This window comes from Streptomyces sp. NPDC001530 (assembly GCF_042894545.1).
Taxonomy (GTDB): Bacteria; Actinomycetota; Actinomycetes; order Streptomycetales; family Streptomycetaceae; genus Streptomyces.
The window spans coordinates 285,818-308,837 of record NZ_JBIAVS010000015.1; the positions used below are offsets into that span (position 1 = coordinate 285,818).

Below are 23,020 nucleotides of genomic sequence, written 5' to 3' on the forward strand. Positions count from 1 at the left end.
CGCCCGCCGAGCCGTCGTCACCGTGCCCAGCGGCCCTCGTCGGGTCGTAGTCGCTCTGTGCAGCGGCGCCCGCCGAGCCCTCACCGTTCTGGCCAGCGGCGCGCGCCGAGGCGGCATCGCCGCGCCCAGCAGCCCCCGCCGAGGCGGCGTCACCGCGCCCGGCAGCCTCCGCCGGCCCCCCGCTCCCCGCAAGCCCCTCCTTCGAAGGCAGCCCTCTGTTCAAGCCGCTCAAGACGCTCGTACCTCCTCCGCCAGCGCCAGCGCCTCACGCGCCATCTGCGTCGTCGCGTCGAGGTCGGACATCATCAGCGGCACGGCCCGGCACCGGATGCCCGCCGCCTCCACCCGCTCCACGGCGGCCGCGTCCACCGTGTCGACGAGCCAGCCGTCGAGCAGCCCCGAGCCGTAGTGCTCGGCGACCGCCGCGGCCGTGGACTCGACGCCCACCGCGGCCAGCACCTTGTCGGCCATACCGCGCACGGGCGCGTCCCCGACGATGGGGGAGAGGCCCACCACGGGCACGCCCGCGTCGGCGATGGCCTCCCGGATGCCGGGTACGGCGAGGATCGTGCCGACGGAGACGACGGGGTTGGACGGCGGGAAGAGGACGACGTCCGCCTCGGCGATGGCTTCGAGCACCCCGGGCGCGGGCTTGGCCTGCTCGGCACCGACCGGCACGACGGCCTCGGCCGGCACGGAGGCCCGCAGCCGTACCCAGTACTCCTGGAAGTGGACCGCCTTGCGCTCGCCGTCGATCTCGACGGCGACATGCGTCTCGACGCGGTCGTCGGACATGGGGATGAGGCGGACGCCAGGCTTCCACCGGTCGCACAGCGCCTCCGTGACGGCGCTGAGCGGATATCCCGCGCCCAGCATCTGCGTCCGCACGATGTGCGTCGCGAAGTCGCGGTCGCCGAGTCCGAACCACTCGGGTCCGACCCCGTACGCCGCGAGCTCCTCCTTGAGGTGGAAGGTCTCGTCGGCCCGACCCCAGCCCTGCTCCTCGTTGATGCCGCCGCCGAGCGTGTACATCACCGTGTCGAGGTCCGGGCAGACCTTCAGCCCGAAGAGGTGGATGTCGTCGCCGGTGTTGCCGATGACCGTGATGTCCGCGTCCGGCACGGCCCGCTGGAGACCACGCAGGAACCGGGCACCACCGATACCGCCTGCCAGAACCACAATGCGCATGAGGTTCAGTCTTGCAGGCGGGTACGACAACGCGTCAGGCGGTTACGAGACCTCGGCGACCGCGCAGCGTGCCGCGTGCATCGGCATCTCGGTGAGACCCGGGTAATAAACGTGCAGGCTCACGGCGGGTTCGAGGGAGTCGTTGACGACCTCGTGGACGTACCCCGGCGCGAAGACCCTCTGGGAACCCGCGCCCAACGCGCGCGTGCCGCGCTCGGTCCGCTCGGACAACTCGCCCTCGAGGACGGTCAGTACGCCGGACGAGGGACCGTGGTCGTGCAGCCCGCTGCCCTGTCCGGGCACCCAGGAGAGAAGCCACACCTCGTAGCCGGGGCCGGTGCGCAGCCGGTGGTACCAGCGGGACGTCGCGTCGTACTGGACGACGTGCTCCCACTGGGAGCGGTCGGCGGCGATGGAGCGGGCGAGGCCGACGAACTCGGCCACGGTGGCGGGGTGCTCGCGCGGCGGCTGGAGCAGGTGCGGTACTTCGAGGATGTCGCCGGCGATCTGGAGGTCGCTGTCGCTGTTCATGGGGTGCGGTGGTTCCTCGGCGGGAGAGTGCTGGGGTGTCGCAGGTCATTCCGCCCGGGTCACGAGCGGGAGGAGTCGCCCGGATGGGGGCGGCGGGGTGCCTCGATCGGCGGAGGCAGCCGGAGCGCGGTACGGCTCAACAGCTGGAACAGCAACAACAGCTACAGCGCGCGCGGGCAGCACCGTGGGACCCGGCGGTGCGGGTCGAGGTGAGCGCCAAGTTCGCGAGCATGCCCACAAGGACACCGGCTCACACCTCCACTGTCAACTTCATGTCCAGTATGTGGGAGATGTTTCACCTCATCCGGTTCATCTGGCAGGCGAAAGGTTTGTTCAGGAGTCGCCCCGGACACATGGCGCACAACCGGGCGCACAAACCTCGATGCGATCCCGTGATCCAACTGTGATCCGGCTCGCTTCGATGTTCGTGTTCGGAACGTTCGGAACGAGATCGAACTCCTGGGCGTCCTTCCCTGCGAGGGGTCGGAGGTCTGACCTGGGCCCTTGGGGCTGTCAGTGTTTATGCCGATTTGAACACTTTCCGCATAGCCTTGGTTCCGCAGAGTGAATAAGGGGCCCAATAGCAGATCTCGGCTTGACTGGCCCGGATCGGCACACTTGTAATTTCACTCGTGTCGTTCAGCCGAAATCGGTAACGACAGCATCACGGGGACGCGAAAGACAGACGAGGGGCGCACATGACCGAGCTGGTGCAGCAACTGCTGGTCGACGACGCGGATGAGGAACTCGGCTGGCAGGAGCGCGCGCTGTGCGCCCAGACCGACCCCGAGTCCTTCTTCCCCGAGAAGGGCGGCTCCACCCGCGAGGCCAAGAAGGTCTGCCTCGCCTGTGAGGTCCGCTCCGAGTGCCTCGAATACGCGCTCGCCAACGACGAGCGGTTCGGCATCTGGGGCGGACTGTCGGAGCGCGAACGCCGCCGCCTGAAGAAGGCCGCGGTCTGAGAAGCCCTTGGGTGGCCGCCGATTGACCGAACGGCGCACAACCCTCGCATCGATACGTAACGAACGGCCCGTCTCGATACGTAACGAACGGCCCGTCGCAGGTGGGTTATCCACAGGCGGCGGGCCGCCGTGTTGCCCAGCCGTTAGTGTGGGCCCTCGTCCGAGACGTCCCGCTGTCCCCGCCGGGCACAGACGTCCACCGCAGTCCATCGAACCGGGGCCCGTACCTCGATGTCCGTGCACAGCCATTCGGCAGCCCATCACGACACCGCTGCCACCGCGCCGTTCGACCCGGCCCACCCGCCCGAGTTTCCGCGCCACGTGGTGACCGCGGTGCTCGTCTCCCATGACGGCGCCCGCTGGCTGCCCGAGGCGCTCGCCGGGCTGCTCGGCCAGGAGCGCCCCGTGCAGAACGCGGTGGCGGCCGACACCGGCAGCGCGGACGACTCCGCCCAGCTGCTCACCGACGCGCTCGGCGCCGGCCGCGTGCTGCACCTCGCCCGGCGCACCGGCTTCGGCCAGGCCGTCGAAGAGGCCGCCCGCAGCGCCACCGTGCTCACCCCGGACGACCTGCCCTATCTGAAGCGCCCCAGCGGCTGGGACCCCGTCACGCGCACGTGGCGCGACGACGCGTACGACATGCCGGACCTCCCGCACGGCGAGCCCGAGCAGTGGCTGTGGCTGCTGCACGACGACAGCGCCCCCGAGCCGGACGCCCTGGCCCAGCTGCTGCGGGTCGTGGAGAACGAGCGGGAGCTCGGCAGGGAAGTCGCCGTCGTCGGCCCCAAGCTCCGCGGCTGGTACGACCGCCGCGCGCTCCTCGAAGTCGGCGTCACCATCGCCAACTCCGGCCGCCGCTGGACGGGTCTGGACCGCCGCGAACAGGACCAGGGCCAGCACGACCACGTCCACTCCGTGCTGTCCGTGTCCACCGCCGGCATGCTGATCCGGCGCGATGTCTTCGAGCAGCTCGGCGGCTTCGACCGCAGACTGCCCCTGATGCGCGACGACGTCGACCTGTGCTGGCGCGCCCAGTCCGCCGGTCACCGCGTCCTGGTCGCCCCCGAAGCGGTCGTACGACACGCCGAGGCGGCCTCCCGCGAGCGCCGCACCGTCGACTGCGTGGGCCGCACCGCCGCGTCCCCGCACAAGGTCGACAAGGCGGGCGCCGTCTACACCCTCCTCGTCAACGCCCGTACGGCGCAGCTGCCCTGGATCCTGATCCGGCTGGTCCTCGGCACCCTGCTGCGCACGGTCGCGTATCTCGTCGGCAAGGTCCCCGGACAGGCCGTCGACGAGATCCGCGGACTCCTGGGCACCCTGCTGCGCCCCGAGCGGATCATCGCCGGCCGTCGCAGGCGTGGCCGGCCGCAGGTCGACAAGGGTGAGCTGCGGGCGCTGTTCCCGCCGCCCGGCGCGACCGTGCGGGCCACCGTCGAACAGGTCGCGGGCAATCTGGTGGGACGCTCCGACCCCGAGGCCACCGCCGGTGCCGGACGGCACGGCGGCGCGGTCGAGTCCGGGCCGGGCGGCGACGACGCCGACTTCCTGGAGGTCGAGCAGTTCGCGCGGCTCAAGCGGCTCGCCCGCAACCCCGGTCCGATGCTCTTCCTGGTGCTGCTGTTCGTCTCGTTCCTGGCCTGCCGTCAACTGCTCGGCGGCGGGGCGCTCGCGGGCGGCGCGCTGCTGCCCGCACCCGCCGACTCCGCCGAGCTGTGGTCGCGCTACCTCGACGGCTGGCATCCGGTCGGCGCCGGCGGCACCCAGTCCGCGCCGCCCTACCTCGCGCTCGTCGCGATGCTGGCCTCGCTGCTCCTCGGCTCCACCGGGCTCGCGGTCACCGTGCTCCTGGTGGCCTCCGTGCCGCTGGCCGGCTTCGCCGCGTACTTCGCGTCGCGTCCCCTCGTCGAGTCGCGCGTGCTGCGCGCCTGGGCGTCGGTCGCGTACGCCTTCCTGCCCGCCGCCACCGGCGCGCTCGCGGGCGGCCGCATCGGCACCGCCGTCCTCGCGATCCTGCTGCCGCTCATCGCGCGCGCGGGCATCGCCGCGAGCGGGCTGACCCACTCCTCCGGCGCGCGCGGCAGCTGGCGCGCCACCTGGGCGTACGCCCTGCTGCTGATGTTCGCCACGGCCTTCACGCCGATCGTGTGGCCCATCGCGCTCGTCCTCGGAATCGCCCTCCTCGCAGTGCGCCGGAACGAGATCGTGGCCTATGGGCTGCGTTTCCTGGCCCAGTTCGGTACCCCGCTGCTGATCCTCGCCCCCTGGTCGCTGACGCTGCTCCCGTTCGGCTTCTTCAAGCAAGCCGGTCTGGAGTACGGCGACAGCGCGGCCTCCGCGCTCGACCTGCTCGGCGCCAGCCCCGGCGGCCCTGGGACCGTCAGCGGGCTGATGCTGTTCGGCATCGTGCTGGCCGCGCTGGCCGCCCTGATGCGCACGCAGCGCCAGGCGGGAATCTGGACGGCCTGGGCCGTCGCCCTGGTGGCACTCGTCTTCGCGGTGCTGTCGAACAGCTCCACCTGGGCCGGGCCCGCCACCCTCGTCTACGGCCTCGCGCTCCTCGCCGCCGCCGCGCTCGGCGCGGACGGGGCACGCGCGCGCGTGGCCGAGCAGAGCTTCGGCTGGCGCCAGCCGGTGGCCGCGCTCATCGCCTTCGCCTGCGCGGCCGGACCGCTGCTCGTCGCCGCCGGATGGATGATCCGGGGCGCCGACGGACCCCTGGAGCGGCGCGACCCGGTGCAGGTGCCCGCGTTCGTCGCCGAGGAGAGCGGCACCCGCGACCAGGCCCGCACCCTCGTCCTCGACAGCCGCTCGACGGCCAAGGTCGGCTACACCCTCGTCCGTGGCTCCGGCGCCCGCCTCGGCGATGCCGAACTCGCGGCGGCGGACGGCGCGAACAAGAAGCTCGACAAGGTCGTCGCCAACCTCGTGGCCGGCTCCGGCGCCGACCAGGCCGACGAACTCGGTGGCTTCGCCGTCCGCTACGTCCTCGTCCACAAGGGCGCGCCGCGCGAGGTGAGCCGCGTCCTGGACGCCACGCCGGGCCTGACCCGGCTGAGCCAGCAGGACGGCAGCGCTCTGTGGCGCGTCGACCGGCAGGTCTCGCGCGCCGCGATCGTCCCCCAGTCCGGCGACCCGCTGTCCATCGCCGCCGGACCCGTCGAACTGCACACCACCATCCCCTCCGGAGCCGACGGCCGCGTCCTGCGCCTCGCCGACACGGCCAACGAGGGCTGGACGGCGACCCTGGACGGAAAGCCGCTCACCCGCACCACGGTCGACGGCTGGGCGCAGGGCTTCGAACTGCCCACCAATGGCGGCAAGTTGGACGTCACCTTCGACGCTCCGACGATCCACACCGCCTGGCTGTGGGCGCAGGGCGCGCTCGCCGTCGTCCTCGTCGTGCTCGCCCTGCCCGGGCGGCGCCGGGACGTCGACGACGACCTCCCCGAGGAGCAGGCCGTCCCCGCCCAGGACGTCACGGGCGAGGGCCGCCGCGCCCGCCGCCTGCGCGCCCAGGCCGAGGCCGAGGCCGACGCCGAGCAGGCCGCCCAGGACCCCGACACCCTTCCTCCTCCGGAGGAGGAGGTCCCGGCCGCCCCCGCCGCCATCCCGCAGCAGCAGACGTACGGCGAGTGGGACACCTCGAGCTACGCGGGCGCCGAGTACGGCAGCTACGGCGGCGAGCAGTACCAGGACCGGCAGCAGTACCCGGCGGGCAGCTACGAGCAGCCGTACCAGGCGGACCCCTACCAGGGCGGCCAGTACGACCCGTACGCCTACGAGGGCACGACCTCGTACGACCAGACGTACGGCCAGGGCTACGACGCGACCGGCCAGGGCTACGACCCGGCCTACGACCCGGCGCAGCCCCCGATGCCCGCGCAGCCGCCGCACGGCACCGACAGTGAGCGCCCCGACGGGAGCCAGCAGTGAACCGCACGACCCTGTCCCTGATCGCCGGCGCGACCGCGCTCGCCGCCGTCACCGGATTCGCCGTGCTCTCGTCGCCAGCCGCCTCCGGCGACACCACCACGAAGGCGGCCGCTCAGCTGCCCGTGGAGCGCACCAGCCTGCTCTGCCCGCAGCCCAGCACCTCCGACATCGCCGACACCGCGTACACGTCCTTCACGCCCGTCTCGAAGGGCACGAGCGGCAGCGGCAAGGCCGAACTCCAGGCGGCGACCGAGGAGTCGGGGGACGGAGCCGACGGCAAGAAGGGCGGCAAGAGCGCCGACAAGCCGGTCGTGGAGCCCAAGGAGCCCGGCAAGCCGGCCACCGGCGACAGCTCGGGAGCCGGTGCGCCCGCCCTCGTGGGCACCGCCGAGGGCAGGTTCGCGCCCGGCTGGACCGTCCAGGAGACCACGGCGGTCGCCGCCGGCACCGGACGCGGACTGCTCGGCACCAACTGCACCGCTCCGGACACCGAGTTCTGGTTCCCGGGCGCCAGCACCGTCGCCGACCGCACCGACTACGTCCACCTGACGAACCCCGACGACTCCGCCGCCGTGGTCGACATCGAGTTGTACGGCAAGGACGGCGCCCTCAAGTCCACGGTGGGCGACGGGATCACGGTCCAGCCCCACTCCAGCGAGCCGATCCTGCTGAACACGCTGACCGACGCCCCGCAGACCAACCTCACGGTGCACGTGACGGTCCGCAGCGGCCGCGTCGGAGCCGCCGTGCAGGCCCTGGACGACAAGCTCGGCGGCGACTGGCTGGCCGCCTCCGCCGACCCCGCGGGCAGCCTCGTCCTGCCCGGCATCCCGAAGGACGCGACGTCCGTGCGCCTGGTCGCCTTTGTGCCCGGCGACGCCGACGCCGACCTGAAGGTGCGCCTCGCCTCTCCCTCCGGGCTGATCACTCCCGCGGGGAACGAGACGCTGCACGTGAAGTCCGGCATGACCTCCGCGATCGACCTCGGTGACGTCACACGCGGCGAAGCGGGCTCCCTGGTGCTCACGCCCACTGGTACGCCGGTGCCGGTCGTCGCCGCCCTGCGCGTCGTGCGCGGCAAGGGCGACAAGCAGGAGACCGCGTTCATCCCCGCCACCAAGCCGGTCTCCGCGCGCGCGAGCGTCGCCGACAACAGCGCCAAGGGCTCCACGCTCGCCCTGACCGCCCCGGGCCGCACCGCCCAGGTCAAGGTCACCGCGTCCGCGGGCAGCGAGGGCGGCACGGCCGTGACGAAGACGTTCACGATCAAGGGAGGCACCACCCAGAACGTCGAGGCACCGGTCCCGAGCGGCCTCAAGGGGACGTACGCCCTCACGGTCGAACCGGTCTCCGGAGGCCCCGTCTACGCCTCCCGGATGCTCGCTGTCACCCACGAGGGTGTCCCGGGCTTCACGGTCCAGACCCTCCCGGACGACCGCGGAACGGTCGCGGTGCCGGAGGCGGAGCAGGATCTTTCGGTGCTGCTGAAGCAGTGATCCAGTACGAGTGATCCACCTAGTGGTCCACTACGGGTGATCCACCGGGCCCTCGAAGGGACCCGGTGTTCATCAGTCCTCGCCGTACCGCGGATCCACCGTCTCCGGTGTCAGCCCCAGCAGCTCCGCGACCTGCTCCACGACGACCTCGTGCACCAGGGCGGCGCGCTCGTCGCGGCCCTTGGTGCGGATCTCGACCGGGCGGCGGTAGACGACCACGCGCGCGGGGCGGCCCTCGCGCGCCGGAATCGTGCCGCCCAGGGGCACCGCCTCGTCGCTCCAGCGCTCGGCCGAACCCCCCAGACGGGGCACCTCGAGGACGAGAAAGTCGATGTCGGCGAGCTGCGGCCAGCGCCGCTCCAGCCGCTCCACGGAGTCCTGCACCAGGTCCGCGAACACCTCGGCGCGGCTCGCGGAGAGCGGCACCTGGGGAGGCGCGACGGGGCCGCGCATGCCCCTGCCATGGCGGTCACGACGGCGGGGCCCGGGGGCGGCGGCGCGGGGCGGTACCTGGTTGTCCATCACTGACGAAGCGTAATCCCCGTGAGGTTCGCGTGCCCGGCCCCCACGCGGCTGCCGGCGCCCGGAGGACGCGCAGCCCGGCGATCATGCCGGATGTCGCTCGATGACCATTCCGGCCAAGGTTGGGCTCGATTTCGTATCCCTCCGAGACCGCCGCTGACATGGCAATTGACGTGGTTTGCACCAAGTGGTGACCGGATTCAGGTCTGTTCGGCCTCTCGTCACGTGATGTCGCCCCAGGTCAGGGCGGGATGTTCGGAGCCCCGTGTGGGCGGTCTCACAGCACGACACGGTGGGGTGACCTGGGGGAGAGTCGTCGCGGCCCGCTCAAGAGTGCGGTACCGTCCAACGTCGTGAGCCCTGTACGTCGCTGTTCGCGCACCGCTTGCGGCCGTCCCGCCGTCGCGACGCTGACGTACGTCTACGCCGACTCGACCGCGGTCCTCGGCCCGCTCGCCACCTACGCCGAACCCCACTGCTACGACCTGTGCGCCGAGCACTCCGAGCGCCTCACCGCGCCGCGCGGCTGGGAGGTCGTCCGGCTCGCCGACGCCTCGGGCCCCTCCCGCCCCAGCGGCGACGATCTGGAAGCGCTTGCCAACGCGGTGCGTGAGGCGGCCCGTCCGCAGCAGCGTGCCGCGGAGGCCGGTGGCGGCGGCAGCGCCCGCTCGGCGGACCCGATGGAGGTCGCGCGCCGCGGCCACCTGAGGGTGCTGCGCTCGCCGGACAACTGAGGGTCCACCGCTTCCCGCCCGACGCTTCCCCGCCCGTAGTTCGCGGGCGCCCGTCTTTCCCGTAGGCCGCACGGTCCCGTGCGCCATCTCCGTACGCCGATGCCCCGCATGCCCTCTCCGCGCGGAGGTTCCGCGTACGCCGATTTCGCTGAGTGGCGCACGCCCATTGACGTGAAGTTGTCGCGGACACGACCATTCCGTTTGCCGTGAGAAATCGCTTTCCACATCACGGAATCCGGGGAGGCGCCCGTGTACGTCCAGGAACTGGAACCCGTCGCCGGCTCGCTCGGCCTGTCCGCCCTCGTCGCTGCCCTGCCCCTCGTCGTCGTGCTGGTCCTGCTCGGCGGCATCCGCATGAAGGCGCACCGGGCGGGCCTGATCGGTCTCCTGGCGGCCGCACTGGTCGCCTGGCAGGTGTACGGCATGCCGGTCGGTCAGACGCTCTCCAGCGCCACCCAGGGCGCCGCCTTCGGCCTCTTCCCCATCCTGTGGATCGTCGTCAACGCCCTGTGGGTGTACCGGATGACCGTCCGCACCCGGCACTTCGACATCCTGCGCCGCTCCTTCGGGCGGCTCTCCGACGACCCGCGCATCCAGGCGCTCGTGGTCGCCTTCTGCTTCGGCGCGCTCCTGGAAGCTCTCGCGGGCTTCGGAGCGCCCGTCGCGATCTGCTCGGTGATGCTGGTCGCGCTCGGCTTCGACCCGGTGCGCGCGGCGGTCGTCGCGCTCGTCGCCAACACCGCGCCGGTCGCGTTCGGCGCGATGGGCATACCGGTCGTGACACTCGCCCAAGTCACAGGCCTGCCCCTGGATTCCGTCGCCTCCGTAGTGGGCCGTCAGACCCCGCTGCTGGCCCTCGTGGTGCCCCTCGTGCTCGTCGGCCTGGTCGACGGCAGGCGCGGGCTGCGCGAGACCTGGGTGCCCGCCCTGGTGTGCGGAGTCGCCTTCGCGGCCGCGCAGTTCGCCGCCTCGAACTACGTCTCCGCCCAACTCGCCGACATCGGCGCCTCCTTGGCGGGCGCGGCCGCCCTGGTCGCCGTACCGCACGCGCGCAGGCCCGCCGCCGAGCCCGTACGGGCCGCCGTCCTGACCGGCGTACGCAGCGAGGACCTGGACGAGAAGGACCCGCGCCCCGAAGTCGTAGGCGCCTACGCCCCGTACGCGCTGATCGTCGCCGTCTTCTCGATCGCGCAGATCCCGGCGGTGAAGGACTGGCCGGCGCAGGCGACGCGCGTCTTCGACTGGCCCTTCCTGGACGTCGTGAACCCGGACGGCGACCCGGTCGGCGGCAATGTCTTCACGCTGCCTCTGGTGTCGACCGGCGGCACCCTCGTACTCATCGCCGGGCTGTGCACGGCGGTCGTCCTCGGGGTGCACGCGCGCGTGGCGGTCAAGGAATGGGCGGCGACCGTGCACGAGCTGAGGCTCGCGATCCTCACCGTGACGTCCGTGCTGGCCCTCGCCTACGTCATGAACCTCTCCGGACAGGCCGCCACGATCGGCCACTTCGTGGCGGCGGCCGGCGCGGGGCTCGCCTTCTTGTCACCGGTTCTGGGCGGGTTCGGCGTGGCGGTGTCCGGCTCCGACACCTCGGCGAACGCCCTTTTCGGTGCGCTCCAGGTGAGCGCGGCCAGGGAGTCGGGACTGTCACCCGACCTGCTCGCCGCCGCCAACAGTTCGGGCGGGGTGCTCGGCAAGATGATCTCGCCGCAGAACCTGACCATCGCGTGCGCGGCGGTCGGGCTCGCGGGCCGCGAGGGCGACCTGCTGCGCAAGGTGCTGCCGTGGAGTGCCGGACTGCTGCTGATCATGTGTCTGATCGTGGTGGGGCAGAGTTCGCCGGTCCTGGAGTGGATGTTGCCCTGAGACGGGCACGTTTCCCCCGGATGACGGACACCGGTCCGCAGGTGACGGATCCACGTCCACTCAGCGGTCGTACAGCCGACTGTCAGCCGGGACGGGTAGTTTGGGGTGACCGAAGTGGACTTCTGGAGGGTTGGCCGTGACTGCTGATCTGTCGCAGCTCGTGAAGGCGTACGACGTACGCGGTGTGGTCCCGGACCAGTGGGACGAGGCGTTGGCCGAGCTGTTCGGGGCGGCCTTCGTCCAGGTGACCGGAGCGGACGCCATCGTGATCGGGCACGACATGCGGCCCTCGTCGCCCGGTCTGTCGCGCGCCTTCGCGCGCGGTGCGGCGGCGCGCGGGGTCGACGTGACCGAAATCGGCCTGTGCTCCACGGACCAGCTCTACTACGCGTCGGGCGCGTTCGACCTGCCGGGCGCCATGTTCACGGCCTCGCACAACCCCGCTCAGTACAACGGCATCAAGATGTGCCGGGCGGGCGCGGCCCCGGTCGGCCAGGACACCGGCCTCGCCGAGATCCGCGAACTCGTCGAGTCGTGGCTCGACTCGGGCGCCCCGACCTCGGACGCCACGCCGGGAACGATCACGCAGCGGGACACGTTGGAGGATTACGCGGCGTACCTCCGCTCCCTCGTCGACCTGACCTCCATCCGCCCCCTGAAGGTCGTCGTCGACGCGGGCAACGGCATGGGCGGACACACGGTCCCCACGGTCTTCGCCGGCCTGCCCCTGGACCTCGTGCCGATGTACTTCGAACTGGACGGCACGTTCCCCAACCACGAGGCCAACCCGCTCGACCCGGCGAACATCGTGGACCTCCAGAAGCGCGTCCGTGAGGAGGGCGCCGACCTCGGCATCGCCTTCGACGGCGACGCGGACCGCTGCTTCGTGGTGGACGAGCACGGCGACCCGGTGTCCCCGTCCGCGATCACCGCCCTGGTCGCCTCCCGCGAGCTCGCCAAGCACAGCGGCGGCACGGTCATCCACAACCTCATCACCTCGTGGTCGGTCCCTGAGGTCGTCCGGGAGAACGGCGGCACGCCGGTCCGCACCCGCGTCGGCCACTCCTTCATCAAGGCCGAGATGGCCCGCACCGGTGCGATCTTCGGCGGCGAGCACTCCGCGCACTACTACTTCCGCGACTTCTGGAACGCCGACACGGGCATGCTGGCCGCCCTTCACGTCCTCGCTGCCCTCGGCGGCCAGGACGGCCCGCTCTCCCAGCTCGTCGCCGAGTACGACCGCTATGTGGGCTCCGGCGAGATCAACTCCACGGTCGACGACCAGACCGCCCGCCTCGCCGCCATCAAGACCGCGTACGAGGGCCGCGAGGGCGTCAGCATCGACGAGCTCGACGGCCTCACCGTCACCGCCGAGGACTGGTGGTTCAACGTCCGCCCCTCCAACACCGAACCCCTCCTCCGCCTCAACGCGGAGGCCCGCGACGAGACCACGATGACCAAGGCCCGCGACGAGGTACTGGAAATCATCAGGGGCTGAGGTTCTGCGCCGGGGTGCCCTGTGCTGTCGTAGCCAGGGGCACCCGTGCCGCTGGGATGGCACGGGTGGGCACAGTGGCACCCCGCAAGCCCGCAAGGCGCCGGGTTCGCCGACCCACCCCTACGCCAGCCCCAACCCTGGGTACCCATGAGCGCCGGCAACCGCATTCCGCACAAGCCAGCGCAGCGCACCGGCGGTACTCTGACCAGGCCGCATCCACCCGTTCGGAAGGACACCCCATGCCGCTCGAAGCCGGCCTTCTGGAGATCCTCGCCTGCCCGGCCTGCCACGCCCCGCTCAAGGAGCAGGAGAGCGAGCTGATCTGCACGGGAGGGGACTGCGGCCTCGCCTACCCCGTCCGGGACGGCATCCCCGTACTGCTCGTCGACGAGGCCCGCCGCCCCGCGTAGGCACACAAGGCGTAGCGCCAAGGCAACGCACCTGCGCGGCGCGCCGAGGAAACACACCACCGCGAGACTCCCGACGCACCACCGCGAGACACCAAGGCGACACACCGGCGATCGGAGGCTGCCGACCCCATGCTCGACGAATCGCTGCTCGACGACCCCGACGCGCTTGCCCGAGCCGACAGGCGGGAGCTGCTCCGCGGCGCCGCCGAGGCGGGCGCCCGCGTCCGCACCGCGGTCCGCCACGCCATCGAGGCCGGGATCCCGGAGCTGAAGCCGGACGGCCGCCCACGCGCCGTCCTGATCGCGGGCCCCGGCATGGCCGCCACCGGTGTCGCCGAACTGCTCGGCACCCTCGCCGGAGCGAGCTGCCCCCTCACCCGGCTCACCCCCACGGGTGTCGCCCCCGCCGCGGGCGCCCTGCGCTGGGAGCTGCCCGGCTGGGCGGGCCCCGTGGACCTCCTCCTGGTCACCACCCCCGACGGCTCCGAGCCAGGCCTCGAACTCCTGATCGAACAGGCGTACCGGCGCGGCTGCAACGTCGCCGCCGTGGCCCCGGCCGGCGCCCCGCTGACCGAGTCGGTGGACCGTGCCCACGGCCTCTTCGTACCGATGGCGACCGCCCCGTACGAGCAGGACGAACCCCTGGCCGCGTCCGCCCCCGGAGTCCTGTGGGCGCTGCTCACCCCGCTGCTCGCCCTCCTGGACCGCACCGGTCTGGTCTCGGCCCCGCCCGAGACCCTGCAGAAGGTCGCCGACCGCCTCGACCACATCGCCGAGCGCTGCGGTCCGGCCATCGCGACGTACAGCAACCCCGCCAAAGCGCTCGCCGCCGAGCTGGCCGAGGCACTCCCGGTGATCTGGACGGAGGGCGTCTCCGCAGGGCCCGCGGGCCGCCGTTTCACCGCCGCGCTGGCCGAGCTCGCGGGCCGCCCCGCGCTCACCGCCGAACTCCCCGAGGCGCTCGCCTCCCACAGCGTGCTGCTCGCCGGCGCACTCGCCGCCGGCGCCGACCCCGACGACTTCTTCCGCGACCGCGTCGCGGAGGCACAGGCCCTGCACGCGCGCGTGGTCCTGCTCCGGGATCGCCCGATCGGCGGAATCAGCGCGGCGCCCGCCGCCCGCGAACTCGCCCTCAGCCACGACACCGCGATCAGCGAGCTCGAACCCGAGGAGGGCGGTGAGCTGGAGACCCTCGCTGAGCTGATCGCCATCACGGATTTCGCCGCTGTTTACCTGGCGCTCGCTTCGGGGGCCTGATCTTGAGCCAGTAGTCCCCGACCGGCACGCGCTGGAGCGGGGCCTCCTGGCGAGCTCCCGCCGAGCCAGGCCTCTGACCCGTGCCCGCCGAGCGGGCCCAGCAGCGTACGTACGGAGAAAACGACACACCATGGACCGCCTCGACAACACCATCCGCCCCTACGCCTGGGGCTCGCCGACCGCCATCCCGCGGCTGCTCGGCGTGGAGCCGACCGGTGAGCCGCAGGCGGAGATGTGGATGGGCGCCCACCCGGGCGCGCCCTCGCGCACCGGGCGCGGTCCGCTCAACGAGGTCATCGCCGAGGACCCCGAGAGGGAGCTCGGCCGCGCGGCGGTCGCCAAGTTCGGCCCCCGCCTGCCGTTCCTGCTGAAGATCCTCGCCGCCGGCGCCCCGCTCTCCCTCCAGGTGCACCCCAATCTGGAACAGGCCAAGGAGGGTTACGAGGACGAGGAGCGCCGCGGCGTCCCGATCGACGCCCCGCATCGCAACTACAAGGACGCCAACCACAAGCCCGAACTGATCTGCGCGCTCACGGAGTTCGACGGCCTGTGCGGCTTCCGCGCCCCCGACGAGGCCGCCGAACTGCTCGCGGGCCTGGACGTCGACTCCCTCAAGCCGTACGTCGACCTGCTGCACGCGCACCCGGAGGACGCCGCGCTGCGCGAGGTCCTGACGGCGGTGCTGAGCGCCGACCCCGAGGACATGGCCCACACGGTCACCGAGGCCGCGGCCGCCTGCGCCCGTCTCGGCGGCGCCTACGCCCCGTACGCCGACATCGCCCACCACTACCCGGGCGACCCCGGCGTCATCGCCGCCATGCTGCTCAACTACGTCCAACTGCGGCCCGGCGAGGCTCTGTTCCTCGGCGCGGGCGTGCCGCACGCGTACCTCAACGGCCTCGGCGTCGAAATCATGGCCAACTCCGACAACGTCCTGCGCTGCGGCCTGACCCCCAAGCACGTCGACGTCCCCGAACTTCTGCGTATCGTCCGCTTCGAGGCGAGCGACCCCGGTGTGCTGCGCCCGGAGGCCTCCCCGGACGACGAGGAGGTCTACGAGACCCCCATCGACGAGTTCCGCCTCTCCCGGTACGTCGTGGCCGAGGGCGCCGCGCCGCACGACCTCACGCGCGCGACCCCGCAGATCCTGCTCTGCACGGCGGGTTCCGTACGCGTGGACGGCACGGACCGCATCACGCTGGCTCCCGGCCAGTCGGTCTTCGTACCGGCTGGCGAAAAGGCCGAAGTGTTCGGGTCCGGCACGATCTTCCGTGCGACAGTGGTGGCCTGATGCGGTAACTGTGGTGGCCTGAGGCGCCGCTGTCGGACCGGGCTGCAAGAATGGCCCGTCGCAAAGGGCTGGCAAAGGCCCGGCGACGGACAGAGGCGAAGGCGAAGGGACACCCCGGACACATGAGCGCGTCAGGCGGCACCAAAGCGATCGTGGCGGCACTCGGCGCCAACCTCGCGATCGCGGCATCGAAGTTCGTGGCGTTCGCCTTCAGTGGCTCGTCCTCGATGCTCGCCGAGGGCGTCCACTCGCTCGCCGACTCCGGCAACCAGGCACTGCTCCTGATCGGCGGCAAGAAGGCCGAGCGCGAGGCGACCCCACAGCACCCCTTCGGCTACGGCCGCGAGCGCTACATCTACGCCTTCCTCGTCTCGATCGTCCTCTTCTCGGTCGGTGGCATGTTCGCCGTCTACGAGGGCTACGAGAAGATCAAGCACCCGCACGAGATCGAGCACTGGTACTGGCCGGTGGGCGTCCTGGTGTTCGCGATCATCGCCGAGAGCTTCTCCTTCCGTACCGCCATCAAGGAGTCCAACGAGCTGCGCGGCACGCACTCCTGGGCGCAGTTCATCCGCCGCGCCAAGGCGCCCGAGCTGCCGGTCGTCCTCCTGGAGGACTTCGGCGCGCTCATCGGTCTGGTCCTCGCCCTCGGCGGCGTCGGCCTGGCCCTGCTCACCGGCGACGGCGTCTGGGACGGCATCGGCACGGTCTGCATCGGTGTCCTGCTCATCCTGATCGCGCTGGTGCTGGCGGCCGAGACCAAGTCCCTGCTCCTCGGGGAGGCCGCGGGCGCCGACGACGTCAAGAAGATCGAGGCCGCCACCGTCGACGGCGAAACCGTCACCGGCATCATCCACATGCGCACCCTCCACCTCGGCCCGGAGGAGCTGCTGATCGCCGCGAAGATCGCCGTCCAGCACGACGACACGGCCGCCGAGGTGGCCTCCGCGATCAACGCCGCCGAGGCCCGCATCCGCGCCGCCGTCCCGATCGCCCGCGTGATCTACCTCGAGCCGGACATCTACAGCGAGGCGGAGGCCGCCAAGGGCCCGGACCGCGAGGCGACCCCTGGGGGACCGGCGCAGTCACACTGATTTCTGCCTGTACTTCCTGTACGCGCTGTACGTGGCCGGGGCCCGCCTGGAGTTGTCCAGGCGGGCCCAGCCGTATTTGAGGCGGCCCCAGCTGTATAAGGCGTATGACGTCTGTCAGACCTGCACGGCCCACGGCGGCATCGGCGGCACCGCCCGACTCCGCCGCCGTACGACGAGGGCGGCGATCCCGAAGCCGACCCCGGCCAGGGTGACGGGCACCCCAAGCATCCCGGTCACCGCGAGCGCGATGGGCACCGCGCGCTCCTCGGTCACGCGTCCCTGCACCGCGCCGACGGGCACCGTCCCGCCGTGGTCATCGCTGAAGGCACGGGAGTCCCTCGCGGCCGCGCGATGGTCGCCGAGCAGGAACAGCCGCCCTTCGGGCACCTTCACGTCGTACGGCCGGTGCATTCCGTCGCCGACGCCGTTCTGCACGTACGACTCGTCCAGCGGCTTCCCGTTGACGGTGATCCGCTCGTCCGCGTCCTCGCCCTCACAGCAGACCACGCGGTCGCCGCCAACTCCGATGACGCGCTGTATGACACTTACCGCCGGTCCGTACCGCTCCGGCGCGGAGTACAGCACCACGTCCCCACGCCGTACCTCGTCCCCGCCGACGCGCTCGAAGAAGAGCCGTTCACCGATGGTGTAAGTCGGCGTCATGCTCTCGCCCCGCACGGTCGCCATCGTGTACGCGCCGCGCGCATACGCCAAGGACCCGATCAGCAACACCAGCCCCAACGGCCCCAGCACCCACGCCGTGACCGCCAGCCCTCGCTCCCTGCGCATCCCCATACCCTCCCCGCACGGCCCGTCCGCGCGGGCAGAGGCTAGCGGCTTCCCGTGAGAGCACGACGGCAGGCCCCGCGCTCACCTCAGCGGGCCCGCCACATCGCCCTGGACGCCTACTGAATCTCGCCCAGCAAGCGCAGAATCGAGTCCTCGTCCTCCGCCGCCGTCAGCCGCTCACGGAACCCGGGATCCATCAACTTCCGCGACAGCAGCGCCGGAATACCGTTTTGTCATGTTTGTCATGCGGAACGCCGACCCGGACGCTCCGCAAGATCCATCCTGCGACATCCGAGCCCACGATCAAAAGCTCCGAACGTCCCTGAATGCCCTGGTCTGATGACTCCTGCCGGCCTCTCCGAGGACTGGCTGTTATCGATCCCGAGGACGTCCCGTTATCGGCTTGATGCCTTCGCCCGGGCCCCTCCGTGTCCGGAGGCGGACTGGGGAGCGCCGGGCCCACCGGTGTAGCTTGGTGGCTGAGCCAGACGTCGCTGCTGATGGCGGTCGGGCGGTCCCACCGCGGACCGGCCGAGGGAGAGAGGGCCTCCGACGGACTGCGCTGCGCGCACGGGCACGCCAGTGCCCTGCTGGGCACGTCCGTGCCTCGCTCGGGCATGTCCATGCCTGCCGCCGCGCAGACCAGCCGTATCCACCTCGCCCCAATCCCGAGGAGCAGCTCGCAATGACGACTGTCGACAACCGGCAGGACTTCAAGGTCGCCGACCTCTCCCTGGCCGCCTTCGGCCGCAAGGAGATCACCCTCGCCGAGCACGAGATGCCCGGCCTGATGTCGATCCGCAAGGAGTACGCCGAGGCGCAGCCCCTCGCGGGCGCCCGCGTCACCGGCTCCCTGCACATGACGGTGCAGACCGCCGTCCTCATCGAGACCCTGGTCGCCCTGGGCGCCGAGGTCCGCTGGGCCTCCTGCAACATCTTCTCCACCCAGGACCACGCCGCCGCCGCCATCGCGGTCGGCCCGAACGGCACGCCCGAGAACCCGCAGGGCGTCCCGGTCTTCGCCTGGAAGGGCGAGACCCTGGAGGAGTACTGGTGGTGCACGGAGCAGGCTCTGACCTGGCCGAACAGCCCCACCGGCGGCCCGAACATGATCCTCGACGACGGTGGTGACGCCACCCTCCTCGTCCACAAGGGCGTCGAGTACGAGAAGGCCGGCAAGGTCCCCTCTGTCGACACCGCCGAGTCCGACGAGCACCGCGTCGTCCTCGAACTCCTGCAGCGCACCATCAGCGATGGCTCGCAGAAGTGGACCCAGCTCGCCTCGGAGATCCGCGGCGTGACCGAGGAGACCACCACCGGCGTCCACCGCCTGTACGAGATGCACCGCGACGGCACCCTGCTGTTCCCGGCGATCAACGTGAACGACGCCGTCACCAAGTCGAAGTTCGACAACAAGTACGGCTGCCGCCACTCCCTGATCGACGGCATCAACCGCGCCACCGACACCCTCATCGGTGGCAAGACCGTCGTCGTCTGCGGCTACGGCGACGTGGGCAAGGGCTGCGCGGAGTCCCTGCGCGGCCAGGGCGCACGCGTGATCATTACAGAGATCGACCCGATCTGCGCGCTGCAGGCGGCGATGGACGGCTACCAGGTCACGACCCTCGACGAGGTCATCGACAAGGCCGACATCTTCGTCACCACGACCGGCAACAAGGACATCATCATGGCCTCGGACATGGCCAAGATGAAGCACCAGGCGATCGTCGGCAACATCGGTCACTTCGACAACGAGATCGACATGGCCGGCCTCGCGAAGATCCCGGGCATCGTCAAGGACGAGGTCAAGCCGCAGGTCCACACCTGGAAGTTCCCCGACGGCAAGGTGATCATCGTCCTCTCCGAGGGCCGCCTGCTGAACCTGGGCAACGCCACCGGTCACCCCTCCTTCGTGATGTCCAACTCGTTCGCGGACCAGACCCTGGCCCAGATCGAGCTGTTCACCAAGCCCGAGGAGTACCCGACCGACGTCTACGTGCTGCCCAAGCACCTGGACGAGAAGGTCGCCCGCCTCCACCTCGACGCGCTCGGCGTGAAGCTGACGACGCTGCGCCCCGAGCAGGCCGCGTACATCGGCGTAGAGGTCGAGGGCCCGTACAAGTCGGACCACTACCGCTACTGAGCACCCCGCACTAAGAACCCGGCCGAGCAGCGGTACCACCGCTCGGCGTACGGATGTCAGCAGGCCCTCGCCCCCGTGGCGGGGGCCTGTCCCCGATGAGGACCTGAACGCCCATGCCCCGCGGCCGTTATTCGCTCCATGATCCGCACGATCACACCCCCCTCGCTGAAGAGCACTTCCACTGCGCGCCCGGCCCCTCCGGCTGGCGCTACGTCTCCCAAGTCACCACCCCCTCCGGCGACCACGTCGGCTCCGTCGACCTCACCCTCGACGACCTCGGCCGCCCCATCCGTCTCGAACTTCACGCCGCTGGCTGGCAGGTCCGTGGCGCCGCCCTCGACGGCGTGACGTGGGTCCGCACCGACCCCACCGGCACGGAGGCCACCGAAGGCAATGTCCGCGCCCACGCCTTCACCGGCTCGTCCCCCGCGTTCCTCGTCGCCACCGCCCGTCTCCTTCGCCTCACCCCCTCCGCCTCCGCGACCCGCGTACGCCTCGTCGCCTTCACCGACCCCGTCCTCGCCCCGCGCACCCTCGACCAGTCCTGGGCCTTGATCGCAAGAGAAACACACGCCACTGACAACGGCCCCCTCACCGTGGACGAATACCAGGTCACAGCGCTGGACACAGGGGAGCAGCACGCCGTGCACATCTCGGGAGACGTGGTGCTCGCGGCACCCGGCATCGAGCTGGAACACCTCGAATCACCGCCGTCGGTGTTCACCTGACGAATCACTGCCGTGGGTGTTCACCCGACGACGGCGTCGCGTCGTTCACGCCGCCTCGACCCCGGCCCACGTAACTGGCGCCGCCTCGACCGGCTCGCGCCGCGTCGGCTGGTTACGCGGGCGGCACGAAGCCGGTCGCGGGGTGACTGTCCTGGTCGGCCTGGTCGGCCTGGTTGGCATACGGCACGGCGGGTTGCGGCGGCTGCTGCGACGCCGATCCGGGAATCGCTGCCGGAGCCGCCGGAGCCGCCGGAGCCGCCGGGGACGGGGACGGGGACGGGGACGGGTAGGAATAGACACCTGGCGGCTGCGCCGCCGGTCCTGCCGCGCTCGGCACCCCGACCGGGTAACCACCCGGGCCCGGCTGAGTGATTCCGGCCGCCCCGTTCCCGAACGCCCGCCGAGCCTCCCGCGCCTGCCGCTCCTGAACCACCGCCGCCAGATACGCGGCCGGCGGAACCCCTTGGGGCGCCGGAGCCCCCGTACGGGCAGCGAGATCCATGGCCAGCCGTTCCGCCATAGCCCCGCCGACCTGCGGATCCAACTGCCGCATCCGCGTCAGGTACTGCCGAATTGCCAACCACAACCCATCCGGCACCGCGGAAAGATCAAGCCCGGAGAACCGCCCCGCCAGCCAGGGCGGCGGCGGAGGCACAAACGGCATGCGGTCGACCGGAATCCGTTCCCGTACGACGAGAGTCCCCGCGAACACGTCACCGAGCCGGCGCCCCCGCGCCGACACCAGCGAGGCGATGCACGCGACGATCCCGAACGTCATCAGAATCTCGACCACACCGACGGCACCGCGTACCAACGCGTGCCGGAACCGGATCGGCCCACCGTCGTCCCGCACCACCCTCAGCCCGCACGCCAGCTTCCCGAGCGAGCGGCCGTGGCTGAGGGTCTCCACCGCGATCGGCCCGCCCACCAGCACGAGAACGAAGCTCGCGATCGAGACCGCGATCTGCGCTGCCTCGTCCAGAGCAGCTGTCGAAGCCACCAGACCGATCGTCACGATGACATAGACGGCCACGGCGACGATCAGATCGAGCAACACGGCCAGCGCCCGGCTCGGCAGCTTCGCGGGGCGCAGCTCAAGCGCCACCGCCTCGCCCGTCACTAGCTCACTCACGCTCGCCATCCTTCCCCTGACCTGCCCCGAGAACGGCCAGTCTGCCAAGCTGAGGGCACATCGCGCCGCAGTACGACAAGCTGACACTCACGACGAGCAGCCGAGGAGCAGCCAACCCGATGGACCTCGACGTCTTCGTGTCCGCCCACCGCGCCGAGTGGGACAGGCTCGACGCCCTGCTGCGCCGCCAGCGCCGCCTCACCGGAGCCGAGGCCGACGAACTCGTCGCCCTGTACCAACGCACCGCCACGCACCTCTCCCTGATCCAGTCCAGCGCCCCGGATCCTCAGCTCACCGGCCGCCTCAGCCAACTCGTGGCACGCGCGCGTAGTGCGGTGACAGGCACCCGCCGTGCCTCCTGGCGCGACGTGACCCGCTTCCTGACGCACGGTTTCCCGGCCGCGGTCTACCGCTCGCGCCACTGGTGGGTGCCGACCGCGCTCCTCTCCACGGTGATCGCGGCCCTCCTGGGCTGGTGGATCGGCACGCACCCTGAGGTCCAGTCCTCGATCGCGGCCCCCAGCGAACTGCGCGACCTCACCCGCCCCGGTGGCCAGTACGAGACGTACTACTCCAGCCACCCCGCCGCCTCCTTCGCGGCCCAGGTGTGGACGAACAACGCCCAGGCAGCCGCGATGTGCCTGGTCCTGGGCGTCTTCCTGGGCATCCCGGTCCTCTGGATCCTCTTCCAGAACATGCTCAACCTCGGCGTCGGTATCGGCCTGATGTCCTCGGTCGGCCGCCTCGACACCTTCCTGGGGCTCGTCCTTCCGCACGGCCTCCTGGAACTGACCGCCGTCTTCGTCGCCGCGGGAACAGGCCTGCGACTGGGTTGGACCGTGATCGACCCGGGCCCGCGGTCCCGCCGCACCGCGCTAGCCGAAGAGGGCCGAGCCGCCCTGGGCATGGCGATAGGCCTGGCACTGATCCTCTTCGTCTCGGGCGCCATCGAAGGCTTTGTCACGCCGTCCGGCCTGCCCACCTGGGCGCGTATCGGCGTCGGCATCGCAGCTGAACTGGCCTTTCTCGCGTACGTCTATGTCCTGGGCGGTCGTGCGGCACGCGCCGGCGACACGGGTGACGTCGACGAGTCCGAGCGCAGCGCCCTCCTCCCCACGGCCGCCTGATGTGCGAGCACACCCGCTGACCTGCTAGTCTCCTCTTCGCCCCACAGGAGCCGTTGACACGGCGGGAGTGGGGAGGTAGATTCGAACGGTTGCCGAGAGAACTGGACATGTCCAGTGGCAGCAGCTAGTCTCTGTCTGCTTCTGGAAACGGTGATTTCCGAGAGGCACTCCCGATGATTCAGAAATGGCCGCCGGTAAGTCCGGCCCAAAACTTCTGATAAAGTCGGAACCGCCGGAAAGGGAAACGCGAAAGCGGAAACCTGGAAAGCACCGAGGAAATCGGATCGGAAAAAGATCTGATAGAGTCGGAAACGCA

At 71.1% G+C, this 23,020-nt stretch carries 18 protein-coding genes and 1 pseudogene; 13 read left to right on the forward strand and 6 right to left on the reverse strand.

Annotation, left to right across the window (positions count from 1 at the left end):
* The 3 genes and pseudogenes from ACFY0T_RS30645 to ACFY0T_RS30655 form a co-directional block, all read right to left on the reverse strand.
* A pseudogene (locus ACFY0T_RS30645) lies at nt 1–232 on the reverse strand (hypothetical protein); the annotation flags it as partial.
* On the reverse strand, nt 229–1,188 hold the full coding sequence (gene cofD / locus ACFY0T_RS30650) for a 2-phospho-L-lactate transferase (protein ID WP_388877496.1): 960 nt from the start codon (nt 1,186–1,188) through the stop codon (nt 229–231). The pseudogene ACFY0T_RS30645 and the gene cofD, both read right to left, overlap by 4 nt.
* Nucleotides 1,189–1,230: 42 nt before the next feature.
* Nucleotides 1,231–1,719 (reverse strand): cysteine dioxygenase, encoded by a 489-nt coding sequence (locus ACFY0T_RS30655; protein ID WP_388877498.1) that lies wholly within the window; start codon nt 1,717–1,719, stop codon nt 1,231–1,233.
* 698 nt (nt 1,720–2,417) lie between these two features.
* Between ACFY0T_RS30655 and ACFY0T_RS30660 the strand changes: the two genes are divergently transcribed.
* The 3 genes from ACFY0T_RS30660 (at nt 2,418) to ACFY0T_RS30670 (ending at nt 8,113) form a co-directional block, all read left to right on the forward strand.
* Nucleotides 2,418–2,681, forward strand: a complete 264-nt coding sequence (locus tag ACFY0T_RS30660) for a WhiB family transcriptional regulator (RefSeq protein WP_003975777.1) — start codon at nt 2,418–2,420, stop codon at nt 2,679–2,681.
* A 231-nt stretch (nt 2,682–2,912) separates the two neighbouring features.
* Nucleotides 2,913–6,617 carry a glycosyltransferase gene (locus ACFY0T_RS30665; protein ID WP_388877500.1) on the forward strand — a complete coding sequence of 1,235 codons (3,705 nt, stop codon included), beginning with the start codon at nt 2,913–2,915 and terminating at the stop codon, nt 6,615–6,617.
* Nucleotides 6,614–8,113 (forward strand): DUF5719 family protein, encoded by a 1,500-nt coding sequence (locus ACFY0T_RS30670; RefSeq protein ID WP_388877503.1) that lies wholly within the window; start codon nt 6,614–6,616, stop codon nt 8,111–8,113. The genes ACFY0T_RS30665 and ACFY0T_RS30670 overlap by 4 nt, the downstream gene beginning before the upstream one ends.
* Nucleotides 8,114–8,185: 72 nt before the next feature.
* Here the strand turns inward: ACFY0T_RS30670 and ACFY0T_RS30675 are convergent, their stop codons facing one another.
* A complete protein-coding gene (locus ACFY0T_RS30675) occupies nt 8,186–8,635 on the reverse strand; it encodes a metallopeptidase family protein (protein ID WP_388877584.1) in 450 nt (149 codons plus the stop codon).
* Nucleotides 8,636–8,886: 251 nt separating this feature from the next.
* Here ACFY0T_RS30675 and ACFY0T_RS30680 point away from each other — a divergent pair, with 251 nt between their 5' ends.
* From ACFY0T_RS30680 to ACFY0T_RS30710, 7 genes are all read left to right on the forward strand, one after another.
* Nucleotides 8,887–9,369 (forward strand): DUF3499 domain-containing protein, encoded by a 483-nt coding sequence (locus ACFY0T_RS30680; RefSeq protein WP_388877505.1) that lies wholly within the window; start codon nt 8,887–8,889, stop codon nt 9,367–9,369.
* Between the two features lie 249 nt (nt 9,370–9,618).
* A complete protein-coding gene (locus ACFY0T_RS30685) occupies nt 9,619–11,235 on the forward strand; it encodes an L-lactate permease (protein WP_388877508.1) in 1,617 nt (538 codons plus the stop codon).
* 136 nt (nt 11,236–11,371) lie between these two features.
* Nucleotides 11,372–12,733, forward strand: coding sequence for a phosphomannomutase/phosphoglucomutase (locus ACFY0T_RS30690; RefSeq protein WP_388877511.1), 1,362 nt, complete (start codon nt 11,372–11,374; stop codon nt 12,731–12,733).
* Between the two features lie 239 nt (nt 12,734–12,972).
* On the forward strand, nt 12,973–13,143 hold the full coding sequence (locus tag ACFY0T_RS30695) for a Trm112 family protein (RefSeq protein WP_099501666.1): 171 nt from the start codon (nt 12,973–12,975) through the stop codon (nt 13,141–13,143).
* Nucleotides 13,144–13,272: 129 nt separating this feature from the next.
* The gene (locus ACFY0T_RS30700) at nt 13,273–14,400 is read left to right on the forward strand and encodes an SIS domain-containing protein (protein ID WP_388877515.1); all 1,128 of its coding nucleotides are present in this window, start codon (nt 13,273–13,275) and stop codon (nt 14,398–14,400) included.
* 130 nt (nt 14,401–14,530) lie between these two features.
* Entirely contained in the window at nt 14,531–15,691 is a 1,161-nt protein-coding gene (gene manA, locus ACFY0T_RS30705; protein WP_388877518.1) for a mannose-6-phosphate isomerase, class I, read from the forward strand.
* A gap of 122 nt (nt 15,692–15,813) precedes the next feature.
* Entirely contained in the window at nt 15,814–16,785 is a 972-nt protein-coding gene (locus ACFY0T_RS30710) for a cation diffusion facilitator family transporter (RefSeq protein ID WP_388877521.1), read from the forward strand.
* 114 nt (nt 16,786–16,899) lie between these two features.
* On the opposite strand, the gene lepB is transcribed toward ACFY0T_RS30710, so the two are convergent.
* Nucleotides 16,900–17,574, reverse strand: coding sequence for a signal peptidase I (gene lepB / locus ACFY0T_RS30715; RefSeq protein ID WP_388877524.1), 675 nt, complete (start codon nt 17,572–17,574; stop codon nt 16,900–16,902).
* 685 nt (nt 17,575–18,259) lie between these two features.
* Here lepB and ahcY point away from each other — a divergent pair.
* Both ahcY and ACFY0T_RS30725 read left to right on the forward strand, forming a co-directional pair.
* The gene (ahcY, locus tag ACFY0T_RS30720) at nt 18,260–19,717 is read left to right on the forward strand and encodes an adenosylhomocysteinase (RefSeq protein ID WP_388877527.1); all 1,458 of its coding nucleotides are present in this window, start codon (nt 18,260–18,262) and stop codon (nt 19,715–19,717) included.
* A 113-nt stretch (nt 19,718–19,830) separates the two neighbouring features.
* On the forward strand, nt 19,831–20,445 hold the full coding sequence (locus tag ACFY0T_RS30725) for a hypothetical protein (RefSeq protein WP_388877529.1): 615 nt from the start codon (nt 19,831–19,833) through the stop codon (nt 20,443–20,445).
* A gap of 112 nt (nt 20,446–20,557) precedes the next feature.
* On the opposite strand, the gene ACFY0T_RS30730 is transcribed toward ACFY0T_RS30725, so the two are convergent.
* Complete coding sequence (locus ACFY0T_RS30730; protein WP_388877532.1) at nt 20,558–21,577, reverse strand: RDD family protein; 1,020 nt, start codon at nt 21,575–21,577, stop codon at nt 20,558–20,560.
* Nucleotides 21,578–21,696: 119 nt separating this feature from the next.
* On the opposite strand from ACFY0T_RS30730, the gene ACFY0T_RS30735 reads away from it, so the two are divergent.
* Nucleotides 21,697–22,704 carry a stage II sporulation protein M gene (locus tag ACFY0T_RS30735; RefSeq protein ID WP_388877534.1) on the forward strand — a complete coding sequence of 336 codons (1,008 nt, stop codon included), beginning with the start codon at nt 21,697–21,699 and terminating at the stop codon, nt 22,702–22,704.
* Nucleotides 22,705–23,020: the final 316 nt, after the last annotated feature.